This window comes from Cryobacterium sp. TMT2-15-1 (assembly GCF_004402345.1).
In the GTDB taxonomy this organism is placed as follows: domain Bacteria; phylum Actinomycetota; class Actinomycetes; order Actinomycetales; family Microbacteriaceae; genus Cryobacterium; species Cryobacterium sandaracinum.
In genome coordinates, this window is the sequence record NZ_SOGD01000048.1 from 119,082 (window position 1) to 137,421 (window position 18,340).

Annotated in this window: 12 protein-coding genes; 5 read left to right on the top strand and 7 right to left on the bottom strand. The window is 68.6% G+C overall.

The genetic code is table 11. The annotated features are described in order from the left end of the window. Positions 1-9 precede the first annotated feature (9 nt). The 4 genes from E3O62_RS16630 to E3O62_RS12915 form a co-directional block, all read right to left on the bottom strand. Positions 10-5,952, bottom strand: coding sequence for an Ig-like domain-containing protein (locus tag E3O62_RS16630; RefSeq protein ID WP_166786481.1), 5,943 nt, complete (start codon positions 5,950-5,952; stop codon positions 10-12). After that, positions 5,949-7,403 carry a serine/threonine-protein kinase gene (locus E3O62_RS12905; RefSeq protein ID WP_134398762.1) on the bottom strand — a complete coding sequence of 485 codons (1,455 nt, stop codon included), beginning with the start codon at positions 7,401-7,403 and terminating at the stop codon, positions 5,949-5,951. Before E3O62_RS12905 ends, E3O62_RS16630 begins: the two co-directional genes overlap by 4 nt. Positions 7,404-7,521: 118 nt before the next feature. Continuing rightward, the gene (locus E3O62_RS12910; RefSeq protein WP_134398763.1) at positions 7,522-8,328 is read right to left on the bottom strand and encodes a PP2C family serine/threonine-protein phosphatase; all 807 of its coding nucleotides are present in this window, start codon (positions 8,326-8,328) and stop codon (positions 7,522-7,524) included. 28 nt (positions 8,329-8,356) lie between these two features. Further along, a complete protein-coding gene (locus E3O62_RS12915; RefSeq protein ID WP_166786482.1) occupies positions 8,357-9,466 on the bottom strand; it encodes an FHA domain-containing protein in 1,110 nt (369 codons plus the stop codon). Positions 9,467-9,987: 521 nt separating this feature from the next. Here E3O62_RS12915 and E3O62_RS12920 point away from each other — a divergent pair. Together E3O62_RS12920 and E3O62_RS12925 are read left to right on the top strand one after the other, a co-directional pair. Beyond that, entirely contained in the window at positions 9,988-10,467 is a 480-nt protein-coding gene (locus E3O62_RS12920; protein WP_134396423.1) for an Lrp/AsnC family transcriptional regulator, read from the top strand. Between the two features lie 4 nt (positions 10,468-10,471). Continuing rightward, complete coding sequence (locus tag E3O62_RS12925) at positions 10,472-11,977, top strand: aspartate aminotransferase family protein (protein WP_134396425.1); 1,506 nt, start codon at positions 10,472-10,474, stop codon at positions 11,975-11,977. 68 nt (positions 11,978-12,045) lie between these two features. Here the strand turns inward: E3O62_RS12925 and E3O62_RS12930 are convergent, their stop codons facing one another. Beyond that, a complete protein-coding gene (locus E3O62_RS12930) occupies positions 12,046-13,242 on the bottom strand; it encodes a DUF4192 domain-containing protein (protein ID WP_134398765.1) in 1,197 nt (398 codons plus the stop codon). A 162-nt stretch (positions 13,243-13,404) separates the two neighbouring features. On the opposite strand from E3O62_RS12930, the gene E3O62_RS12935 reads away from it, so the two are divergent. Together E3O62_RS12935 and E3O62_RS17575 are read left to right on the top strand one after the other, a co-directional pair. Beyond that, positions 13,405-14,586: a MarP family serine protease gene (locus E3O62_RS12935; protein ID WP_134398766.1), complete on the top strand. Its 1,182-nt coding sequence runs from the start codon at positions 13,405-13,407 to the stop codon at positions 14,584-14,586. Between the two features lie 330 nt (positions 14,587-14,916). Next, positions 14,917-15,627: an RNase H family protein gene (locus E3O62_RS17575; protein WP_134398767.1), complete on the top strand. Its 711-nt coding sequence runs from the start codon at positions 14,917-14,919 to the stop codon at positions 15,625-15,627. On the opposite strand, the gene E3O62_RS12945 is transcribed toward E3O62_RS17575, so the two are convergent. Next, complete coding sequence (locus E3O62_RS12945) at positions 15,593-17,080, bottom strand: sugar porter family MFS transporter (RefSeq protein ID WP_255573855.1); 1,488 nt, start codon at positions 17,078-17,080, stop codon at positions 15,593-15,595. The two genes, E3O62_RS17575 and E3O62_RS12945, sit on opposite strands and share 35 nt — an antisense overlap. 107 nt (positions 17,081-17,187) lie before the next feature. On the opposite strand from E3O62_RS12945, the gene E3O62_RS12950 reads away from it, so the two are divergent. Continuing rightward, positions 17,188-18,051 carry a DUF429 domain-containing protein gene (locus E3O62_RS12950; RefSeq protein WP_134398769.1) on the top strand — a complete coding sequence of 288 codons (864 nt, stop codon included), beginning with the start codon at positions 17,188-17,190 and terminating at the stop codon, positions 18,049-18,051. Here the strand turns inward: E3O62_RS12950 and E3O62_RS12955 are convergent. Then, entirely contained in the window at positions 18,023-18,313 is a 291-nt protein-coding gene (locus tag E3O62_RS12955) for a hypothetical protein (protein ID WP_134396434.1), read from the bottom strand. The genes E3O62_RS12950 and E3O62_RS12955 overlap by 29 nt on opposite strands. Positions 18,314-18,340 lie beyond the last annotated feature (27 nt).

The window sequence follows — 18,340 nt, forward strand, 5'->3', positions numbered from 1 at the left end:
TTCGTTGGTTCACGGCGCATAGGTATAGGTCTGATTATTCACGGTCACCGCCAGAAGCACGGTGCCGGCCGGCGGGGGCGGCGCGTCGGTGCCGAACCTGCAGGTGTTCGGGGAGTCGGCATCCCGCGGGGTCACCGTGGCGTCGCCGGGCACCGAGCAGCTGTAGGCGGCGGGAAGGCCGTTGTTCTGCGGCCCGTTGGTCCAGCTGATGACTCCGGTGGCCGGGTCGTAGGCAAGCCCGGTCACGGTGAAGCTGACGGAGGCCTCGGGCGCGGTCAGCGTGCCCGACCACGGCCCGCACGAGCCCCAGTCGGTACAGGCCGAAACCTGATAACGCACGATCTCACCGAACGGGAGACCCAGAAGCTCGCGCGGCCAGCCGGCCCCGCCGAAGACGACCTCGGATCTCGGAACGACCCCGCCGGAGCCGTCGACCGCGCGCAGCCGGTAGTCCCGGATGCCCGAACTCGGGTTGATCCCGTCGACGCGCAGATCCCAGGCATCGCCCCGCGCCGCCATGGTGCTCTGCACATCGGTGACCGGTCCGGGCGCCGGGCGCACGAGCACGCTCGCCACCGCCGTCGGGGCGCAGCCGGCCTTGTTGTACCCCCAGACGGCGAAGTAGTAGCGGCCGTTGTCCGCGAGGAGGCTGTCGAACACGGTGCTGGTCGCGTCGCCGCCGAGCGTCCTCTGCTGGGCGACGATGCCGCCCTCTGTCGGTGGCCGAAGCTCCCCCGACGCGGACACCGTGCACGCCTGCGCACCCGTGGGAACCTGATCTTCGCGCAGCCGCTGCACGAAGTAGCCGCCGATGAGGGCGCCGCGACCGTCGAACCCGTCCCACGTCACGGTCACCGCTCCGGCGGAGTCGGCCGCGCTGGCCGTGATCGCGCCGGCGCGGGCCGGGCCGAACGGCGTCGCGCTCCCGGCCGCGCTGTTCCAACCGGCCAGAGCCGGGTAGGCGTCGTTGCGGGCACTGACCGTGAAGGGGGTGTTCACGCCGTTGACGAGGCCCATCACGTCGACAGAGCAGGTTCCCGCCGCGCAACTCGATCCGGAAGCGCTGACCTCCTCCTGGACGGCGCCGTTCCGGGTCACCACGTAGCCGCGAATCGCCGTCCCGCCGCCCACCGGGGCAACGATGTTCCAGCGCAGGCGCAGCCCGCCGTCGAGCGGCTCCGCAACCAGGCCGGTCGGCGCGGTCGGCACCGAGTCGGACCAGACCAGATCGGACAGCACGGTCGCCTCGGACAGCCCGATCCCGTTCTGCGCGGCGACCGACACTCGCAGAGCATTGCCCTGGCCGTTGCCGGGCGTTGCGACCTGGCAGGACGTCGCTGAGCAGAGTGAGGTGGACAGCACGGCCCCCGACGCGGCGTCGAGGAGAGAAATCTGATACCCCGTGATCGCCGAGTTGTTGAAGGCCCCGGCGTTGAACGAGAGGGACAGGCCCCGATCGAAGAAGCCGGTGACGCGCAGGCTGGACACCGGATCGGGTTTGTCCTGCACCGAGATGCGCACGGTGCCCCAGGCGTAGCGGGCAGGGTCGTTCGTCGCGTCGGCCACCTGGTACTGCAGGGTCAGGTCGGTCGGCGCAGCGTCCGAGGCCACCCGGACCGACAGCCGACTTCGGTCCGTGCTGGGCGTGATGCTCACCCCGGCCGGAACGGCGCCGCCGTCCAGGCCGCGCACCGCGAGCACGCGCAGCGGCACGGACGGGAACGGATTGGTGGCGCCGTCGTTCGCGAGCACGTCGACGACGGTCGTGCGACCGCGGGGAGCGACCGCGGCATCCGTCACGGGGATGGCGACGGGTCGCGTTGACGCGACCACGCGCAGGTCGATCCGGCCGGCTCGGCCCTCCTGAACGCCGTCGCGCACGCCGATCGTGATCGTGCTCCGCGCGCCCTTCGGGGTGGATTCCGTGGCGCGCAGGGTGAGCGTCTGACCGTCGAGCTCGTAGCTGAAACCGGTCGGGAGCGGGTCGAGCACGGTGTACGCCAGCTCAGGCTGGTCGTTCGGGTACGGGTAACTGGTGAGTCGGGGCAGGTCGATGACCTTCTCCTGATCGGGCTCGAACTCGAGCACCGCTCCACTGAAGCCGGGCGGCTGGTTCTCGCGGGGCGTGACCTCGATGGGCAGCACGATGGTCGCCGTACGCCCATCCGGGTCTTCAGGCCCCGAACCGTCGGTGACCTCGAACGAAATGGACGCCGGCCCGAAGTATTTGTCAGTGCTCGTGAACGCGAGGCCGGTGTCGTTCCGGGCCAGGTCGGCCCCATCCGAATGCGTCGCCCGCACGAGGCTGCGGTCGGTGAGGCGCACCTTTTTTCCGCCGACCGCGACGACGTAGTCGTTGATGTCGATGGAGAGCAGCGCCTCGCTCTGCACGGTCAGCGGTGGGGCACCGCGGCGCACCTGGGGTAGGGCGTCGTCGGTCCCGGGAACCCAGATGAACGCGTAGGACACGATGCTCGCGTCCTCCGGGTGGGCCACCGCGAACGGGATGATCTGGCTGGTCGGGCCCACTGTGACCCGGATGCGCCGGGCCGGCGTCACCTCGGCGATTCCCGAGAAACGCTCGGGCACCGTCAGAGCCAATGCGGCGGCCGGCCCTTCCGCGAAGAAGACGTTGGCCAGCACGTCGACGTCGACGGTCCGGGCCTCGAGCACGTCGGACAGCGGCACGTGGGTGTCGCGTGCATCCGGACGCGAGCGCGGGGCGTCCTCGCGGACCACGACCGTGAGGAAGGTGGAACTCGTTCCGCCGCGCACGTTCTGGATTTCATAGATGAAGCCGTAGCGACCCGGTGTCACGGGTGAGGTCACGGCCACGGTGTCGCCGTCGACGACGGCGGTGCCGGGGTCGGCCTGGCCGCTCGCCTGGCCGCTCGCCTCCACGCCGGTGATGCTCAGGGTGCCGCCGTCGGGGTCGGAGTCGTTGCCGAGCACCCGCACGGCAACCGTGCTGCCGGGGCGCACCACGACCTCGTCCGGAGCGGCGACCGGGTTGCGGGCGCCGTCGAGGCGCGGGCTGATCCCCACCCGCACGGTGCCGACGGCCCGGGCCCCGAGCGCGTCGACCACCGAGTAACTGAACGTGTCCGTGCCGGCCGAGTACTCCCCGGCCGTGTAGTCGAGCGAGTCCACGCCTGTGACCGTGACCGACCCCTTCTCCGGACTGGTCTCCTGGCCGACCAGTTGCACGGAGTCGCCGTCGGGGTCGATGCCGGACAGCGGGATCGGGATGCTCACCGTGTCCCCGGCGAGCACGCGGGCCGTCACGGTTTTCGGCACGGGGGCGCTGTTCGAGGTGGGATCGGCTTCCCGCACCGCGATGCTGACCTCGGCGTTCGCGAACTGGCCGTCCGGGGCGTTCACTCGGTAGACGGCGGTGACGTTGCCGGCCGTGTCCGGCGCCAGGAACCGCAGCACCCGGCCCGAGACGAAGAGCAGACCGCCGCCGGCGGGCAGTTCGGTCGCGAGCTCCGGCGCCAGGGTGAGGGTGTCACCCTCGGGATGCTCGTCGTTCGCGAGCACGGGGATGTCGATGGCGTCGCCGACGCGCACGGAGATCGAGTCCGGCACGGCGATCGGAGCCTGCTTCTGGGCCGGCGGCGGGATCTCGATCACGGTCACCGTGCCCGCGGCGTCGGCGAGGCCGTTGCTGACCCGGTAGCCGAACACGGCCGTTCCGCCCTCGAGGGGTTTGGTCAGGGTCACGCGCAGGATGCGCTGGTCGAGGATCTCGATTCGAAGCCCGCTGTCGGCGGGGACATCCGTGATGCCCGTCACTAAAAGCACCCCACCGGCCGGATCGGAGTCCGTGGCGAGCACGTCCACGAGGGTGGCCTGCTGGCCACGGATGAAGGCGGTGTGCGGCACGGTGACGGGGGCGCTGCTGGCGTCGGGCGCGGCCGTCACGTTCACTCGGATGCGTCCGGTGGCGGTGAGTTCGCCATCCGTCACCGCGTACTCGATCTCGTGCACCCCCACCACGCTGCTCTGCAACCGGAAGGTGCCGGCGTCGAAGTCCGCGGTGATGTTCACCTCGGGTTTGGCCGGCACGCTGCTCAGACGCAGCGGCGCCGATCCGCCGCGCACATGCTCCAGCGGCAACACGGTCACCTCGCTGCCGGCGGTCGCAAGCACCACGAACGCCTCGGCGACGATGGGCACCGAGCCGCTCGGCCGCACCATCACCGAGAGCGCGCCGGCCCCGCCGGCACGGCCGTCGGAGACGGTGAGGCCCACCGTTTTCGCGCCCCCACCCGCGCCGGCATCCGTGTAGACGACGGACCCGGCCGGCGTGAAGCTGACCTGGTCCGGTGCGGGAGCGGTCGCCGCCGCCAGATAGAACGGGTCGCCGTCCGGGTCGACCCAGTCGCCGAGCACCGCTGTGGTCACCCGCCCACTGGCGCGCACCGTGGTGTTCGTCGTGCGGGCCTGCACGGGTGCGGCGTTCTCCTCGGGGGAGCGCACCGCGACCGTGACCGTGGCCGAGGCACTCCCGCCGCGCCCGTCGTCGATGGTGTAGTCGAAGCTCAGTGATCCGGATGCCTCCGGCGTGAGGGTCAGCTGCACCTGCTGAGTGTCCGCCACGAGCTCGAGCCGCCCGGCCGACTCGGGCACGGGGGTGAGCGCCGAGATCACCAGCACGTCGCCGTTGGGGTCGAAGTCGTTGAGCAGCACGGGCAGGGTGACGGTGCGTCCCGGCCGGCCGCCGAAAGCGTCGTCGACAGCGACGGGTGGCACCTGGGACTTCTCGAACTCCGGCGGGGTGTCGTCAGCCGCCTGCTCGACCTGCTGCTGATCGGGGTCGGTGTCGATCAGTTCGGCCCAGTTGTCGATCAGTTCGTTGTCCCGCTGCACTGCCCAGGTCGTGCCGTTGCGGGCGTCGTTCAGCACGAGTCCGGTTCCGTTCCGCCGGAAGGCCAGCCGGGCGTCCCCGGCGAAGCCGGACAGGGTGGCGGTGGCGCCGTCGCTTCCGGTGCCGCCTTCCGCGCCGTCCGCGCCGTCCGCCGCGCAGTCGCGCCAGACGGTGCCGTCCGACCAGGCGGCATGGGCGCAGGAGGCGTCCTCGACGGGCGCGGCGGCGTCTCCGCTCCGGCCGGTGACGAGCGGGGTCAGGCGTCCGCCGGCACGGGGCACCGCAATGAGCCCCTCACGGTGGGCGATGAGAACGCGGTCGCCCGTCACGCTCGGCTCCGACAGGACCGGCTCATCCCCGGAACGGATGCTCCCGGAGAGGTCTTCAACCCCCTCCGCCTGGAACAGTCGCCGGCTCGACGCGTTGAGCAGCGCCCACCGGCCGTCGACGCTGGTCAGCTGGTAGCTGTCATCCGTTTCGCCGGCCGTGAGCGTGACCGTGCTGGTAATGGTGTCCGCGGTGAGCAGGTCGACCTGGGAGAGTTCCCCCGTCGCCGGCGTGAAGGCGAACAGCACGCCGGCCTCGTCGACGCTGACCACGGAGCCGGCACCGAAGGCCAGCGTCGGCTCAGTGGTGCTGTCGAACTCGGAGAGCTGGCTCGCGGCCACGCTCCAGACGTCGCCGTTCGCGGTGACCACCGCCCGGTCGCCGGCCAGGAAGACCGAGGCAGCGTCCGGCGGCAGGGCGACGCTGTCGGCCACCTCCGCGGTCGCGGGGTCGAGGATGTCGAGGGCGCTGTTGCCACGGTCCAGCACCAGTACGGTGGCGCCCCGTTGCACCACGTCGAGGCTGGTGCTTCCGGCGCTGACCACCGTGTTCAGTTCGAAGACGGCCGTATTGGCTCGCCCGACGACCTGGCGGGCCTCGTTACTCACCCAGACGGCCGCGTCTCCGAGGTCGAGGCGCTGCGCGGTGTACCCACCGGAGACGATGGCCACGGTGGCAATGACGGCCACGACCACGGTGCCGCTGAGCGCGGTGGCGAAGAGCGAGCGGTGGCGGGTGAGCCAGCGACGGATCACCCGGCGCCGCCGGACGCGCCCGGAAGGCCGGTATCGACGCATTTTTCCCCGCTCGGAGCACCGAGCTTGCCGTCCCGGTTGACCGTGACGGTCGCACAGACCCGAGATTGTCCCTGTGGGTCGACCCGGAATTCCGTTCCCCGCTGGATGCTGCTCTGACCGCTGCGCAGGGTCACCACGAACGTGTCGCCGTCCCGGACCCCGGGGTCGGCCCAGCTGAACACGATGGTTCCGGAGCGGAGCGCGCCATCCACATCACTGACCAGAGGGATGTCGGTGCCGGCCTGGGTCACCAGCACGGTCGTCGCCGTGGTCGCCAGTCCCACGATGATCACCGCCGCTGACACGAGTCCCCATACCGTGAGCGTGCGCCTCCGCTTCTTGGGCCGGGTGGTCACAGTGTCCCCCTGCGGGCCGGTGGTCAGCTGCCCGGTACTCAGCAGTGCCGAGGTCGCCGAGCGCGCGCCGAGGCCGGTTGGCGACGCCTTCCGGCGGCGGCGGCCGGCGTAGGCGTCGACTGAGTTGATGCCCGTGATCCGGGTCCGGTCCTCCTGGTCGGCGAGGGCAGCGACGGCCCAGCTGTCCTGCTCCACCTCGAGGGGCGTCTGCGCGAGACCGAGTTCGGCCTCCACCGATTGAAGCTCTCGGATGAGTTCCAGCACGCTCGGCTGCCGCAGTTCCGGCCGCCGCGACATCGAGCGATTCAGGATGGCGCCGAGCCGGGCCGGCACGTCGGCGCGGTCGAGCGGCGGCACGCGGGCCTTGTTGATGCGGGCCATCATCTGGGCCGAACCGTTCTCGGTACCGGCCACCTCGAACGGGGACCTACCGGCCAGGAGCGAGTAGAGGGTGGCGCCGAGCGACCACACCTCCGAGGCGACCGACCCGGAGATCTCGCCGAGCAGCACCTCAGGGGCCGACCACGGAATGGAGAGCCCGATGGCGTCGCTCCTCTCGGCCTCGCCGAGGGTTGCGGCGATCCCGAAGTCCGACAGCACCGGGTGCCCATACGCGGTGACCAGGATGTTGGACGGCTTCAGGTCCCGGTGGAGCACCCCGGACCGGTGCGCGGTCTCGACGGCGCTCGCTATCTTCACACCGATCCGCAGGGTATCCGGCACGGAGAGCGGTTCATTACGGTAGCGCTGGCTGAGGGTCGAGGAGCAGTACTCCATGACGAGATAGGGTCGACCGTCCGCGGAGACGCTCGCCTGGAAAACCGTGAGAATCGACGGATGCGAGCTTAGCTGGGCCATCAGGTTGGCCTCGGCCTGGAACAGCTGACGCACGTGATCGTTGACGATCTCGGACAGCAGTACCTTGACGGCGACCTGGCGCCTGGGCATGTTCTGCTCGTAGAGGAACACGTCGGCGAAACCGCCGGATCCGAGCGGACGGAGATAGGAGAATCCCGGTAGGTTCGGCGGCGTGGAGGGTAAGCGCCGTGCCATGTCGCCTCCCGGTGTCAACATTAGTGCGGGTCGTGCGTGAGTAGGCGCAAATCGACCGGGTGACTCGACAGGCGTCCCCTAATTTTAGGTGTCTCGCTGCCGGACGGACGCTAGAAAACTACCCCAACTCTGGGGGTACGACATCGTCGACGGCGACCACGTCGAGCACGATCACCGTGACGTTGTCGCGGCCGCCGTTGTCGAGCGCGGCTTCCAGGAGAGCCCTGGCCGCGTCATCCGCCCGCGGGTTGGAGATCAAGAAATGACGGATGCCGTACGCCGTCAGCTCCTTGGTCAGGCCGTCGGAGCAGATCAGGAGCCGCATTCCGGCCTGCAGGGGGCGGATGCGATAGTCGGGCACGGGCGGTTCGTGGAAGCCCACGGCGCGGGTGACGATGTTGCCGTGCGGGTGCACATCCGCTTCGTCCCTGGTGATCCGGCCCGCGTCCACAAGCTCCTGGACCACGGAGTGGTCGGTGGTGACCTGCTCCAGCACGCCGGAGGTGAGCTGGTACACCCGGGAGTCGCCGATGTTGAACACGATCCACTGCGGCTCGCCGGAGACGACGGCCAGCGCGGCCCCCGTCACGGTCGTTCCGGTGCCGAGGTCGGTAACACCCTCGCCCGAGGCCATGTCGACGACGGAACGGCTGAGCGCTTCGTTGATCGCCTCCGCTTCGACGTGGTCCGTTCCGGCGAGCTCGGCCAGCCGGGTCACGACGGCGGCGCTGGCGACGTCGCCGGCGGAGTGACCGCCCATGCCGTCGGCAACCGCGAAGACGGGAATTTCGGCGACGAGGCTGTCTTCGTTGATCTGGCGGCGGTGCCCGGTGTCGGTGATCGCCGCCCAGGCCAGCGTCACGGTCTTCCGCACCGACGGAAGTACGACGATGGAACCGGTTGAGCCTTGACCAATCTGGGTCACGGTTGTGCCTTCCGAAATTGCCGTGCGATTACTGACCGGGCGTGTTGCCGGCTGCGGGGAGGATCTCGATGATATTACCGTCCCCTAAGTGCACCGTCGTACCGGGCAGCACTGCGAGCGACTGGCCGGAATGAAGCCGTTGCCTGCGCCCGCGTGGCGGAGCCACCACGGTGCCGTTCGTGGAACCGAGGTCGGTGACGACGACAGAGCCGCCCTCCTGTCGTATTTCCACGTGGGTGCCGGAGACGGCGGAGGTGGGCGAGGCAACCTCGATCAGCCGCACCGGCGCGTCGCCACTGATGCGCGGCGCTCGCGGTCGACGTCCGAGCCGGCAGGGAAGGTCCAGCGGGATCTCCTCCCCGTTCGGCAGCCGGAACGCGAAGCGAGCCTCGGCGGCCCGGGCCCGTGCGCCGGCCGCAGGCCCGGACGCGGGCTGCCCGGGCGCCCGCACGTCGGTGATCAGGGTGTCGGTCCCGGCCGGGCCGGCGAGAACGGTGTCGGCGCCCGCCGCGCGGCCCGGGGCGCCGGAGCGCACGATCGTGGCATCGTCGGCAGATGAGTCGTCGGTCAGCCCGGCGTCAGTCAGCGCAGCGTCGGCCTGCGCTGCGTCGGCCTGCGCTGCCTCGGCCTGCGCTGCCTCGGCCTGGCTGTGCTCTGCCAGCGACCAGAACAGCGTGTTCGCGAACACGGATCCGAGCCCGAATGGCCGGCCGGAGTCGAGGGCGCGCGAGGAGGCCACGGGTCGCCCGGTGGAACCCACCGTGAAACCGGTCACGGCCCGGAAGTCGGCCAGCAGCCAGGGGCGGATGCTGACGTCCGAGAACCGGCGCGACCCACCGACCGAGTACACGTCGACCGCGACCTCGCCGCGAACGACCACGGAGACCGGGATGCCGTCCTCATCCGTGGGAGCGCGCTGAATGATCACCGCAAAATGCTCGACGGCGTGCTCGCCACCGAGCGGCAACAGGGCGACGAGCTCTTCGGCTTCGACGTGGGGTGCCGTCACGAGCGCGGCCAGGGTCAGGGTGATGCCCGACGGGGTGCCGGCGGGCAGTGCGGCGATGAAGCCGCGCCCCACGACGAAGGTCCAGGCGGCTTCGGTGCCGAGACCGGTTTCGTATCCGACGCGCCCCACGGGAATGGTGCCTTTCCGTTACGTTGACGATCAATATTCGGACGCCGATTCAGTGGCCGTTCAGGTCGGTGGTCAATAAGTGACAGGGCGCGCGTGATTCGCGTGTAGTCCTCGAGCACGTACATCGACACGTCTTTACCGTAGCCGGAGTGCGTGAATCCGCCGTGCGGCATCTCCGCGACCAGGCGACTGCTCCCGCCGCCGCCGCAATCGAGCAGAGAACCGCGGCGCGGGATGAACGTCCGTTCCGGCCACCACGTCGATCCGAGCCGAGCCGAGCCGAGGATCAACTCCGTCCCGAACGAATTCGACGGTGCCCGCCGTTGACGACATTGCGAAGGTCGCGAGCGCTCAAGGGACTCCCGAGTGGTTCGATGGCCCGCGGAACCTCCCCATCAGCGACCATCCCAGCGGCGGGAAACGAGCCTGAACCAGGCAATCTTCCAAGGATTCCGTTGTGTTTGGCGTGAATTGCTGCGGAATCGCTTGCCTGAGGTCACTCCCGCTGGCATACTCGCTGGATGAGCGTAAACGGGCGCAATGCGGGCAGGCCGGCCCCACTGGATGAGGTCTCGAAGAAGATCATCGAGCAGCTCCAGAACGACGGCCGACGCTCGTATGCCGAAATCGGCAAGGCGGTGGGCCTGAGTGAGGCCGCAGTGCGACAGCGCGTGCAGAAATTGACGGATGCCGGCGTCATGCAGGTCGTCGCCGTCACCGACCCGATGCAGCTGGGCTTCTTCCGCCAGGCCATGATCGGCATCCGCGCGACCGGGGACACTCGACTGCTCGCGGACCGACTGTCCGCCATTCCGGCCGTCGACTACGTCGTCCTGACGGCCGGATCCTTCGACCTGCTGGTCGAAGTTGTCTGCGAGGACGACGACGAGCTGATCGACCTCCTCAATTCACAGATCCGTGGTCTCGAGGGCGTCAGCTCCACCGAGACCTTCGTTTATCTCAAACTCCACAAGCAGTTCTACAACTGGGGAACACGGTAAGAAAATGACAATCACATCAGCCACCACCGACTCCGCCGCGTCCGACACCGCAGTCGCCGCCGAAGTTGCCACCGACAGCACCGGCGACACCACAGCCGAGGCGTCGGCCACCCCCCGCGTCTACACGGATGCAGAGAACGCCACCCTGCAGCAGAAGGCGAAAGACCACCTCTGGATGCACTTCTCGCGCCAGTCCGTGCTCGAATCCGGCCACGGCGTGCCGATCATCACCAAGGGTGTCGGCCACCACATCTGGGACTCGAATGGCAAGAAGTACATCGACGGCCTGAGCGGGCTGTTCACCGTCAACGCCGGCCACGGCCGCAAGCGGCTCGCCCAGGTGGCGGCGAAGCAGGCCGAGGAACTCGCGTTCTTCCCAATCTGGTCCTACGCCCACCCGAGCGCCATCGAGCTAGCCGATCGTCTGGCCGCAAACGCGCCCGGCGACCTCAACCGGGTCTTCTACTCGACCGGAGGCGGCGAGGCCGTGGAGACCGCCTTCAAGCTGGCCAAGTACTACTGGAAGCTGCAGGGCCGCCCCACCAAGCACAAGGTCATCTCCCGCAACGTGGCCTACCACGGCACCCCGCAGGGCGCCTTGGCCATTACGGGCATCCCGGCCATGAAGGAAATGTTCGAACCGGTCACCCCCGGCGGATTCCGCGTCCCGAACACCAACTTCTATCGCGCCGACGAGCTGGGTTCCGGGTTCGGCGACGACGTGGAGAAGTTCGGCCTGTGGGCCGCCAACCGCATCGAAGAGATGATTCAGTTCGAGGGCCCGGAGACCGTGGCCGCGGTGTTCCTGGAACCCGTGCAGAACTCTGGCGGCTGCTTCCCGCCGCCCCCCGGCTACTTCAAGCGGGTGCGCGAGATCTGCGACCAGTACGACGTGCTGCTGGTGGCCGACGAGGTCATCACCGCTTTCGGACGCATCGGCAACATGTTCGCGTCCACGACCTTCGGGATCGAGCCGGACATGATCACCTGCGCGAAGGGCATGACCAGCGGCTACTCCCCGATCGGCGCCACCATTATCAGCGACCGCATCTACGAGCCCTTCAAGCACGGTGACACGACCTTTTATCACGGTTACACATTCGGTGGCCACCCGGTTTCCGCGGCCGTGGCCATGGCCAACCTCGACATCTTCGAGGAGGAAAAGCTCAACGAGAACGTGCGTGAGAACTCGCCGCTTTTCCGGGCCGAGCTGGAGAAGCTGCTCGCCCTGCCGATCGTCGGCGACGTGCGCGGCGAGGGCTACTTCTTCGGAATCGAGCTGGTGAAGGACAAGGTCACCAAGGAGACCTTCAACGACGCCGAGTCTGAGCGCCTGCTGCGCGGCTACCTCTCCAAGGCGCTGTTCGAGGCCGGGCTGTACTGCCGTGCCGACGACCGCGGCGACCCCGTCGTGCAGCTCGCTCCCCCGCTGACGATCGGCCCGGCCGAATTCAGTGAGATCGGCGACATCCTGTACGGCGTGCTGTCGGAGGCGCCCAAGTACCTGTAGCCGCTACCGGCCAACCGGATGCCTGAAGCCGGTCACCTGCCGCCGGAAGTCCGATTGTGGCATTCGGCTCAGGCGTTTTCGGTTTCGTCCGGAGGGACCGCGAACGCCCAGTCTGGTAAATGCCCCGAACCGAAAACGGTGTGGAGCAGCTCAGCCATGCCGTAGTGCCGGTCAATGGCGAGTGCCTGGTCGACGAAGATTCCGGCGACCGACCCGCGCCCCATCGCCCACGACAGCCAGGCCAGCATGCACAGCGGCGCCGGTCTGGCCGTGCGCGGCGCCAGAGCGACCAGCACCTTCAGCAGTCGGATCGCCGGCTCGATGCGTTCGGGGTCGGGGCGCTCCCGGCCGAGCCCGAGCATAAGGTCGCTCGTGACCCGGGAGTGCGGGCTGTCGAGTCCGTCGGACTGCTCCTCAGCGATGATGTCGTCCAGGCTCCGCCCCGTGGATCGCTGCAGGATGGCATACCGCAGGTTGAGGCAGTGCGTGTTGCGGCCGACCGTCTCTCCGAAGGCGAATTGCAGCATCATCTGGTCCCGGCAGGCCGGCCCCTGCATCAGGAACAGCAACGCGGCCGCGTCGTCAAGCCCCAGGTTCTGCGGGTCACAATCGAGCGCCGCCTCCGCGGCCACCACCGGGTCGAGGATGTCGCCGGCCAACTCAAGCAGTTCCGGCACCGTGCCGGCCTGGCCACCGAGGCGTTGATAGCGCGCCAGCCGGCGGCCGAGCCGCTCTCTCATCGACGGGTCGACCGCCGGCAGGTCCGCGCGACTCTGCAGCGTCGCGAGGTCGCGGCGAACCTCTTCGGGGATGGCCCGGTGCACCTCGGAGGCGGCGATCGCGCAGAGCGGATGCCCGCCGGCCGGGCAGTCCGGGTCGAAGTACGAGCCCCACCCGTCGGCGGCCACGCACAGGGCGTCGCGAAGCAGGAACCCGGAGAGCCGGGCGCGAGCGCACAGCACCTCGACGAAGCGTTCCTGCGGCAGGCCGGCCACAGCCGCGATGTTCTCGTCGCTGTAGACGACGGGCACCAGCGCGTCGACGTCCGGGATCTTGCAGAGCGTTCCCACGAGCGTGGTGGCGATGCGCTTGAGCACCTTCTCCGGTGCCGCAGGGTCGGGCAGGTTGAACCGCATCGCCCCGCAGGTGCGGTTGCCGCGGAAGGCGACGAGCACCAGGCTCTTCTCGGGCAAGAACCCGGCGAGCTGCGGCACGAGCGCGAGGAAGTCATGTGCTTCCCTGGTCTTGACGATTGTCCTGTTCATGGGTCCACCCTCTCCAGAACCGCCTCCACCTCCCGATCCGGGTCGGGTCGGTGCACGACTCGGCGGATTCACATTCTGGGGAGGACTGGCCACGTACTCTGGAACAGACGGATGCGGCCGGTGGGCAAGCGCACGACACCGACAACAGAACGAGGTGCACGGATGGCATTTTCAACCTTTCTGGATGTGTTGCTGCTGGTCGTGTTGTTCGGCTACCTGATTTCCGGATACCGCAGCGGCCTCATCGGCAGCATCGCCGGAATCGCCGGACTCGCAGCGGGTGCCGTCGCGGCCTACTTTCTGGTGCCGCTCGTGGGCACCTGGGTTCCCGCCGCGGAGTGGCGCACGGCCGCGACCCTCGCGGCCGCAGCTGTTTTGCTGATCGGCGGCCTCTCGCTCGGACGCTCCATCGGCAGGATCCTGACTCCCCAGGGCACTCGCAACAAGCTCCGGGTCGTCGACCGCGTGCTCGGCGCCGGCGCAGCCGTCGCGGTGTCGGCCCTCGTGGTCTCGATGATCGCCTTCAGCATCGGTGCCCTCGGGGTCCCGGTGGTGTCGTCGGCGGTGAGCTCGTCGAGCGTGATCCGCTCGATCGACTCCCTGACCCCCGATCAGGTGAAGAGCTTCCTGGCCCAACTGCGCTCCATCGTGGTGACCGAGGGCATCCCGCGTGTCGTGGAGGCCTTCAACGGCGAGGCCCCGGTCGTGCCGAGCGTAGGCACCGACAGTGACGCCCTGCGCGCGGCGAGCGCGTCGGTGATGAAGATCAACGGCACCGCCTATGCGTGCGGACAGAACCAGTCCGGCAGCGGTTTCGTGATCGCTCCGGATCGGGTTCTCACCAACGCTCACGTCGTCGCCGGGGTGGAGGAGCCCGTCGTCGTCACGCCCGACGGCAGGTCCCGTTCTGGTCAGATCGTCTACTTCGACCCGATCGTGGACCTCGCCGTGATCGCAGTGCCGGGGCTCGAGGCTCCCCCGCTCTCCCTTGGCGACAATCTTCCGCCGGGCAGCCTCGCGGTGAGCAGCGGCTATCCCTTCGGCGGGCCATTCGAATCGGCGCCGGCCGAGGTCGTCGCCGTGGCCCCAGCCCTGGTCGCCGACATCTACGGGCAGGACCCGTCCTCCCGGCAGATCTACACGCTGGCTGCCAACGTCGACCACGGCGAATCGGGCGGCCCCCTGCTCAGCGAGGCCGGCATCGTGACGGGCGTCATCTTCGCGAAGTCGACCACCACCGAGAACCTCGGCTACGCCCTCGCCATGGAGGAAGTCGACCCGGTCGCAGAGCAGGCCGCCACGCTCGGCTCCCCGGTCTCGTCCGGCACCTGCATCAGCGGCTAACTGAGTGAGTCCGCGTCGACTGACTGTGTCGCTGCCTACGGTCAAAACTGACTGTGCCCGGTGGACTCTGGTGCTCCAAAGCGGAACGCCGCACCGGGTACCGAACCAATTCGACGGAGGTTCTCGCGTAAGACTGCTCTTTCGGAGTGGGGTGACCCGTGGTTTCCGGCAGAATCTCCGTCGGATTCGTTCGGGGTGGGCGGAAGAGCCAGTCGCAAACCCCCGTCCGCGAACTCTCAGCGCCGGCGGCCATGAGCACTCACCCATCTGGTCCGCGATGGCAGACTAGACAGGTCCTGAACCAGCGGGACCACAGGAAAGGCCCACCGTATGACGATCATCGCCGCCGCCGACGGTTCGGCCCTGGGCAATCCCGGCCCCGCCGGATGGGCCTGGTTCGTCAACGATTCCTGCTGGGCCGCCGGCGGCTGGAAGCACGCCACGAACAATCAGGGCGAACTGAAGGCCGTGCTCGAACTGTTCCGGGCAACCGCCCACCTCGACGACGACCTGCTCGTGCTGTGCGACAGCCAGTATGTGATCAACTCCATCACCAAGTGGATGCGCGGTTGGAAGGCCAAGGGCTGGCGCAAGGCGGACGGCAAGCCCGTGATGAACCTGGACCTGCTCCAGGAGCTCGACGAAGCTCTGGCCGGACGCCGCTACCGGTTCGAATGGGTCAAGGGCCACGCTAACCACCCGCTCAACGAGGCCGCGGACAGCAGGGCCCGAGCCGTGTCGGAGGCGTACCAGCGGAACGCGCCGATCAAAGCCGGCCCCGGCTGGGTGCGGGATGGCGATGCCGCACCCGTTCGGCGCTCCGCGCTGACCTCGGCCACGAAAGCACGGACCGTCGCTTCGCCTACCGCCACTCTGAAGCTGCCGGCCGGCCCGTCGCATCCGAAGCTGTTCGCGTTCGACGAGCTGGATGCCTCCCACACCGTGTCACTGGAACTCTCCGCCGACGAGCACGCGCGTCTGACCGAACGTGCCGCCAGGCTCGGCGTCAGCGTCGAAGAACTTCTTCACGGCCTGATCTGACCTCGGTCTGCTTCGCCACGTTCTTCGCCGCGTTCTTCGGCGGCAGAAGGGTGTTCGCCTCGTCGAGGGACATGCCGTTGGTCTCCGGAATCTTGGTCAGCACGAACACGAATGACAGCGCCGCGAACAGCGTGTACAGGCCGTAGGTCATGGGCAGCGAGACTGCCGCCAGCGGCGGGAACGTGACGGCGATCAGGAAGTTCGCGATCCACTGGGCCGCTGCGGCGATGCCGAGCGCCTTCACCCGGATGGTGTTAGGGAACATCTCGCCGAGCAGCACCCAGACCACCGGGCCCCAGGACGCACCGAAGAAGACCACGAACACGTTGGCCGAGACCAGGGCGATCCCACCCCACGCACCGGGCAGGCTGATCTCGCCGTTCACGGTGACCGCCTGGCTGAAGGCGATCGCCATCGTAGCCAGCGACAGCGTCATACCGATGGAACCGGTCATCAGGATCGGCCGACGTCCGATCCGGTCGATCAGGGCGATGGCGATGAAGGTAACCGCGATGTTGGTCAGGCCGGTGAACACCGAGATGGTGAGCGAGCTCGACTCCTCGAAGCCGACCGCCTTCCACAGGGTGGTCGAGTAGAAGAAGATCACGTTGATGCCGACGAACTGCTGGAACATCGACAAGAGGATGCCGATCCAGACGATCGGGCGCAGGCCGAAGGCCGTGCCGCGCAGTGACCCGGAACGCTGACCCAGAGTGTCGGCCTTGATCGAGGCACGGATGTCGCGGATCTCGCGGTCCACATCGCCGTTGGGCCACACCTTCTGGAAGACCGCGCGGGCCTCCGTCTCACGGTCTTTCAGCACCAGGAACCGGGGGGACTCCGGAAGGATCTTCGCGATCACGAAGTACACGGCGGCGGGCAGCGCGCAGGCCAGGAACATCAAGCGCCAGGCGTCGATCCCGAACAGGGAGGGCTCACCCGCGCCTCCCGCGGTGTTGGCGAACACGGCGTCGGACAGTAGAGCGGAGAAAATACCGATCGTGATGGCGAGTTGCTGGAGCGATCCGAGGCGTCCCCGAATGGCTCGCGGTGAGATCTCGGCGATGTACGCCGGGGCCACCACGGATGCGAGCCCGATGCCGAGACCGCCGACGATGCGCCAGAGCACGAGGTCGTAGATGCTGAAGGCGAAGGCGGAACCGACCGAACTGACGAAGAACATGATCGAGCCCAGAAGCATCACCGGGATTCGACCGTAGCGATCGCCGACCCGGCCGCCCAGGTAGGCCCCGGCTGCGGCACCCAGTAGCGCGCTCGCGACCGCGAATCCGGTGAGGGTCGCCGTGAGCGCGTACTCGTCTTGAATGGCATTCACCGCGCCGTTGATCACGGACGCGTCGAACCCGAAAAGGAACCCGCCGAAGGCTCCCGCCACCGCCAGCGCGATGACCTTTCCGTTCGTGGATGGTTTCGCAGTCTCGGTCATCGTCAAGGCCTCTGTCTCATTGTTGAACAATCCAAAAAGCCTACGCCCCAACGACAGGGTGCCGAACCTCGGCGGAACCTGCGCCCATCAGCTCCCTGTGCTATCCATGACCCATGACTCGATTCCTCGGAGTTGACCTGGCCTGGGCCGAAGGCAGCACGTCGAAACCGGCCAATGAATCCGGCCTGGCGTGCATCGATGAGACCGGCCGGGTGCTCGACGCCGGTTGGGCCCGCGGCACGGATGCCGTGATGCGCTGGATCGACTCCCTGTGGGAACCCGGCGCCGTGCTGGCGGTCGACGCGCCCCTGGTGGTGAACAACCCCACCGGCATGCGCCTGTGCGAGCGGGAAACCGGCAGTCGCTACGGCCGCTGGCATGTCTCCGCGAACGCCTCGAACCTCGGCCGCCCCTGGGCAGGCGGGGTGACGATCCGACGCCGATTGGAAGCCTCCGGCTGGACCTACACCGACGGCCTCGCGCCGGTGGATAAGGCCACCCCCAGCTTCTTCGAGTGCTACCCCTACACGACGCTCGTGGGCGCGGCGGAGTTCGGTTACCTCGACAAGCGACCCCGCTACAAGCGCATGGGCACCTCCCTTCCGCCGGACGAACGCCGGACGAAGCGGGCCATGGTCTGCGATGACCTCATCCAGCGGATCTGGGGGCTCACCCGAGCGTCGCCGCCGCTCGACCTGGGCTCCCATCCCGTCTCGGACGCCCTGGTGACGGAGCATTCACCGTTGGTCGACCGAGCCTACAAACACCGCGAAGACCTGATCGACGCCCTGCTCTGCGCCTGGACGGCCTCGCTCTGGTGGCACCGGGGCACGGAGCGCTGCCAGGTTCTCGGCGCCTCGGACACCGTGTCGGAGCTCGGTCACCGACCGACCATCATCGCGCCGGCCCGGCCGGAGCAGCGCCGCAGCGACGAGGGGGCGCGGCTCGTCACCGCACCGGGTACCAGCGCGTCCTGACCCGCTCGGTCACCTGCCACGACACCGGCTCCACGCGGGTGCGAGCCGTGGCGAGCACTCGGTCGCCGACCAGGAGGGCCATCGCGGCATCATCCGCCGTGAACCGCACGATCGCGCGCGGAGAACCAGCCACCACGGCGAGATCGGATGCCTCCACGGTCGTCAGCTCCGCGGCGGCAGCCGTCAGGTGCGGCAGGACGGAGTCCGGGGCGATGCCCGAATGGAGAGCACCGATGATCAGGGTGATACGGAAAGACGGCATCCAGTCAGCGTAGGCGGGTACGCACGA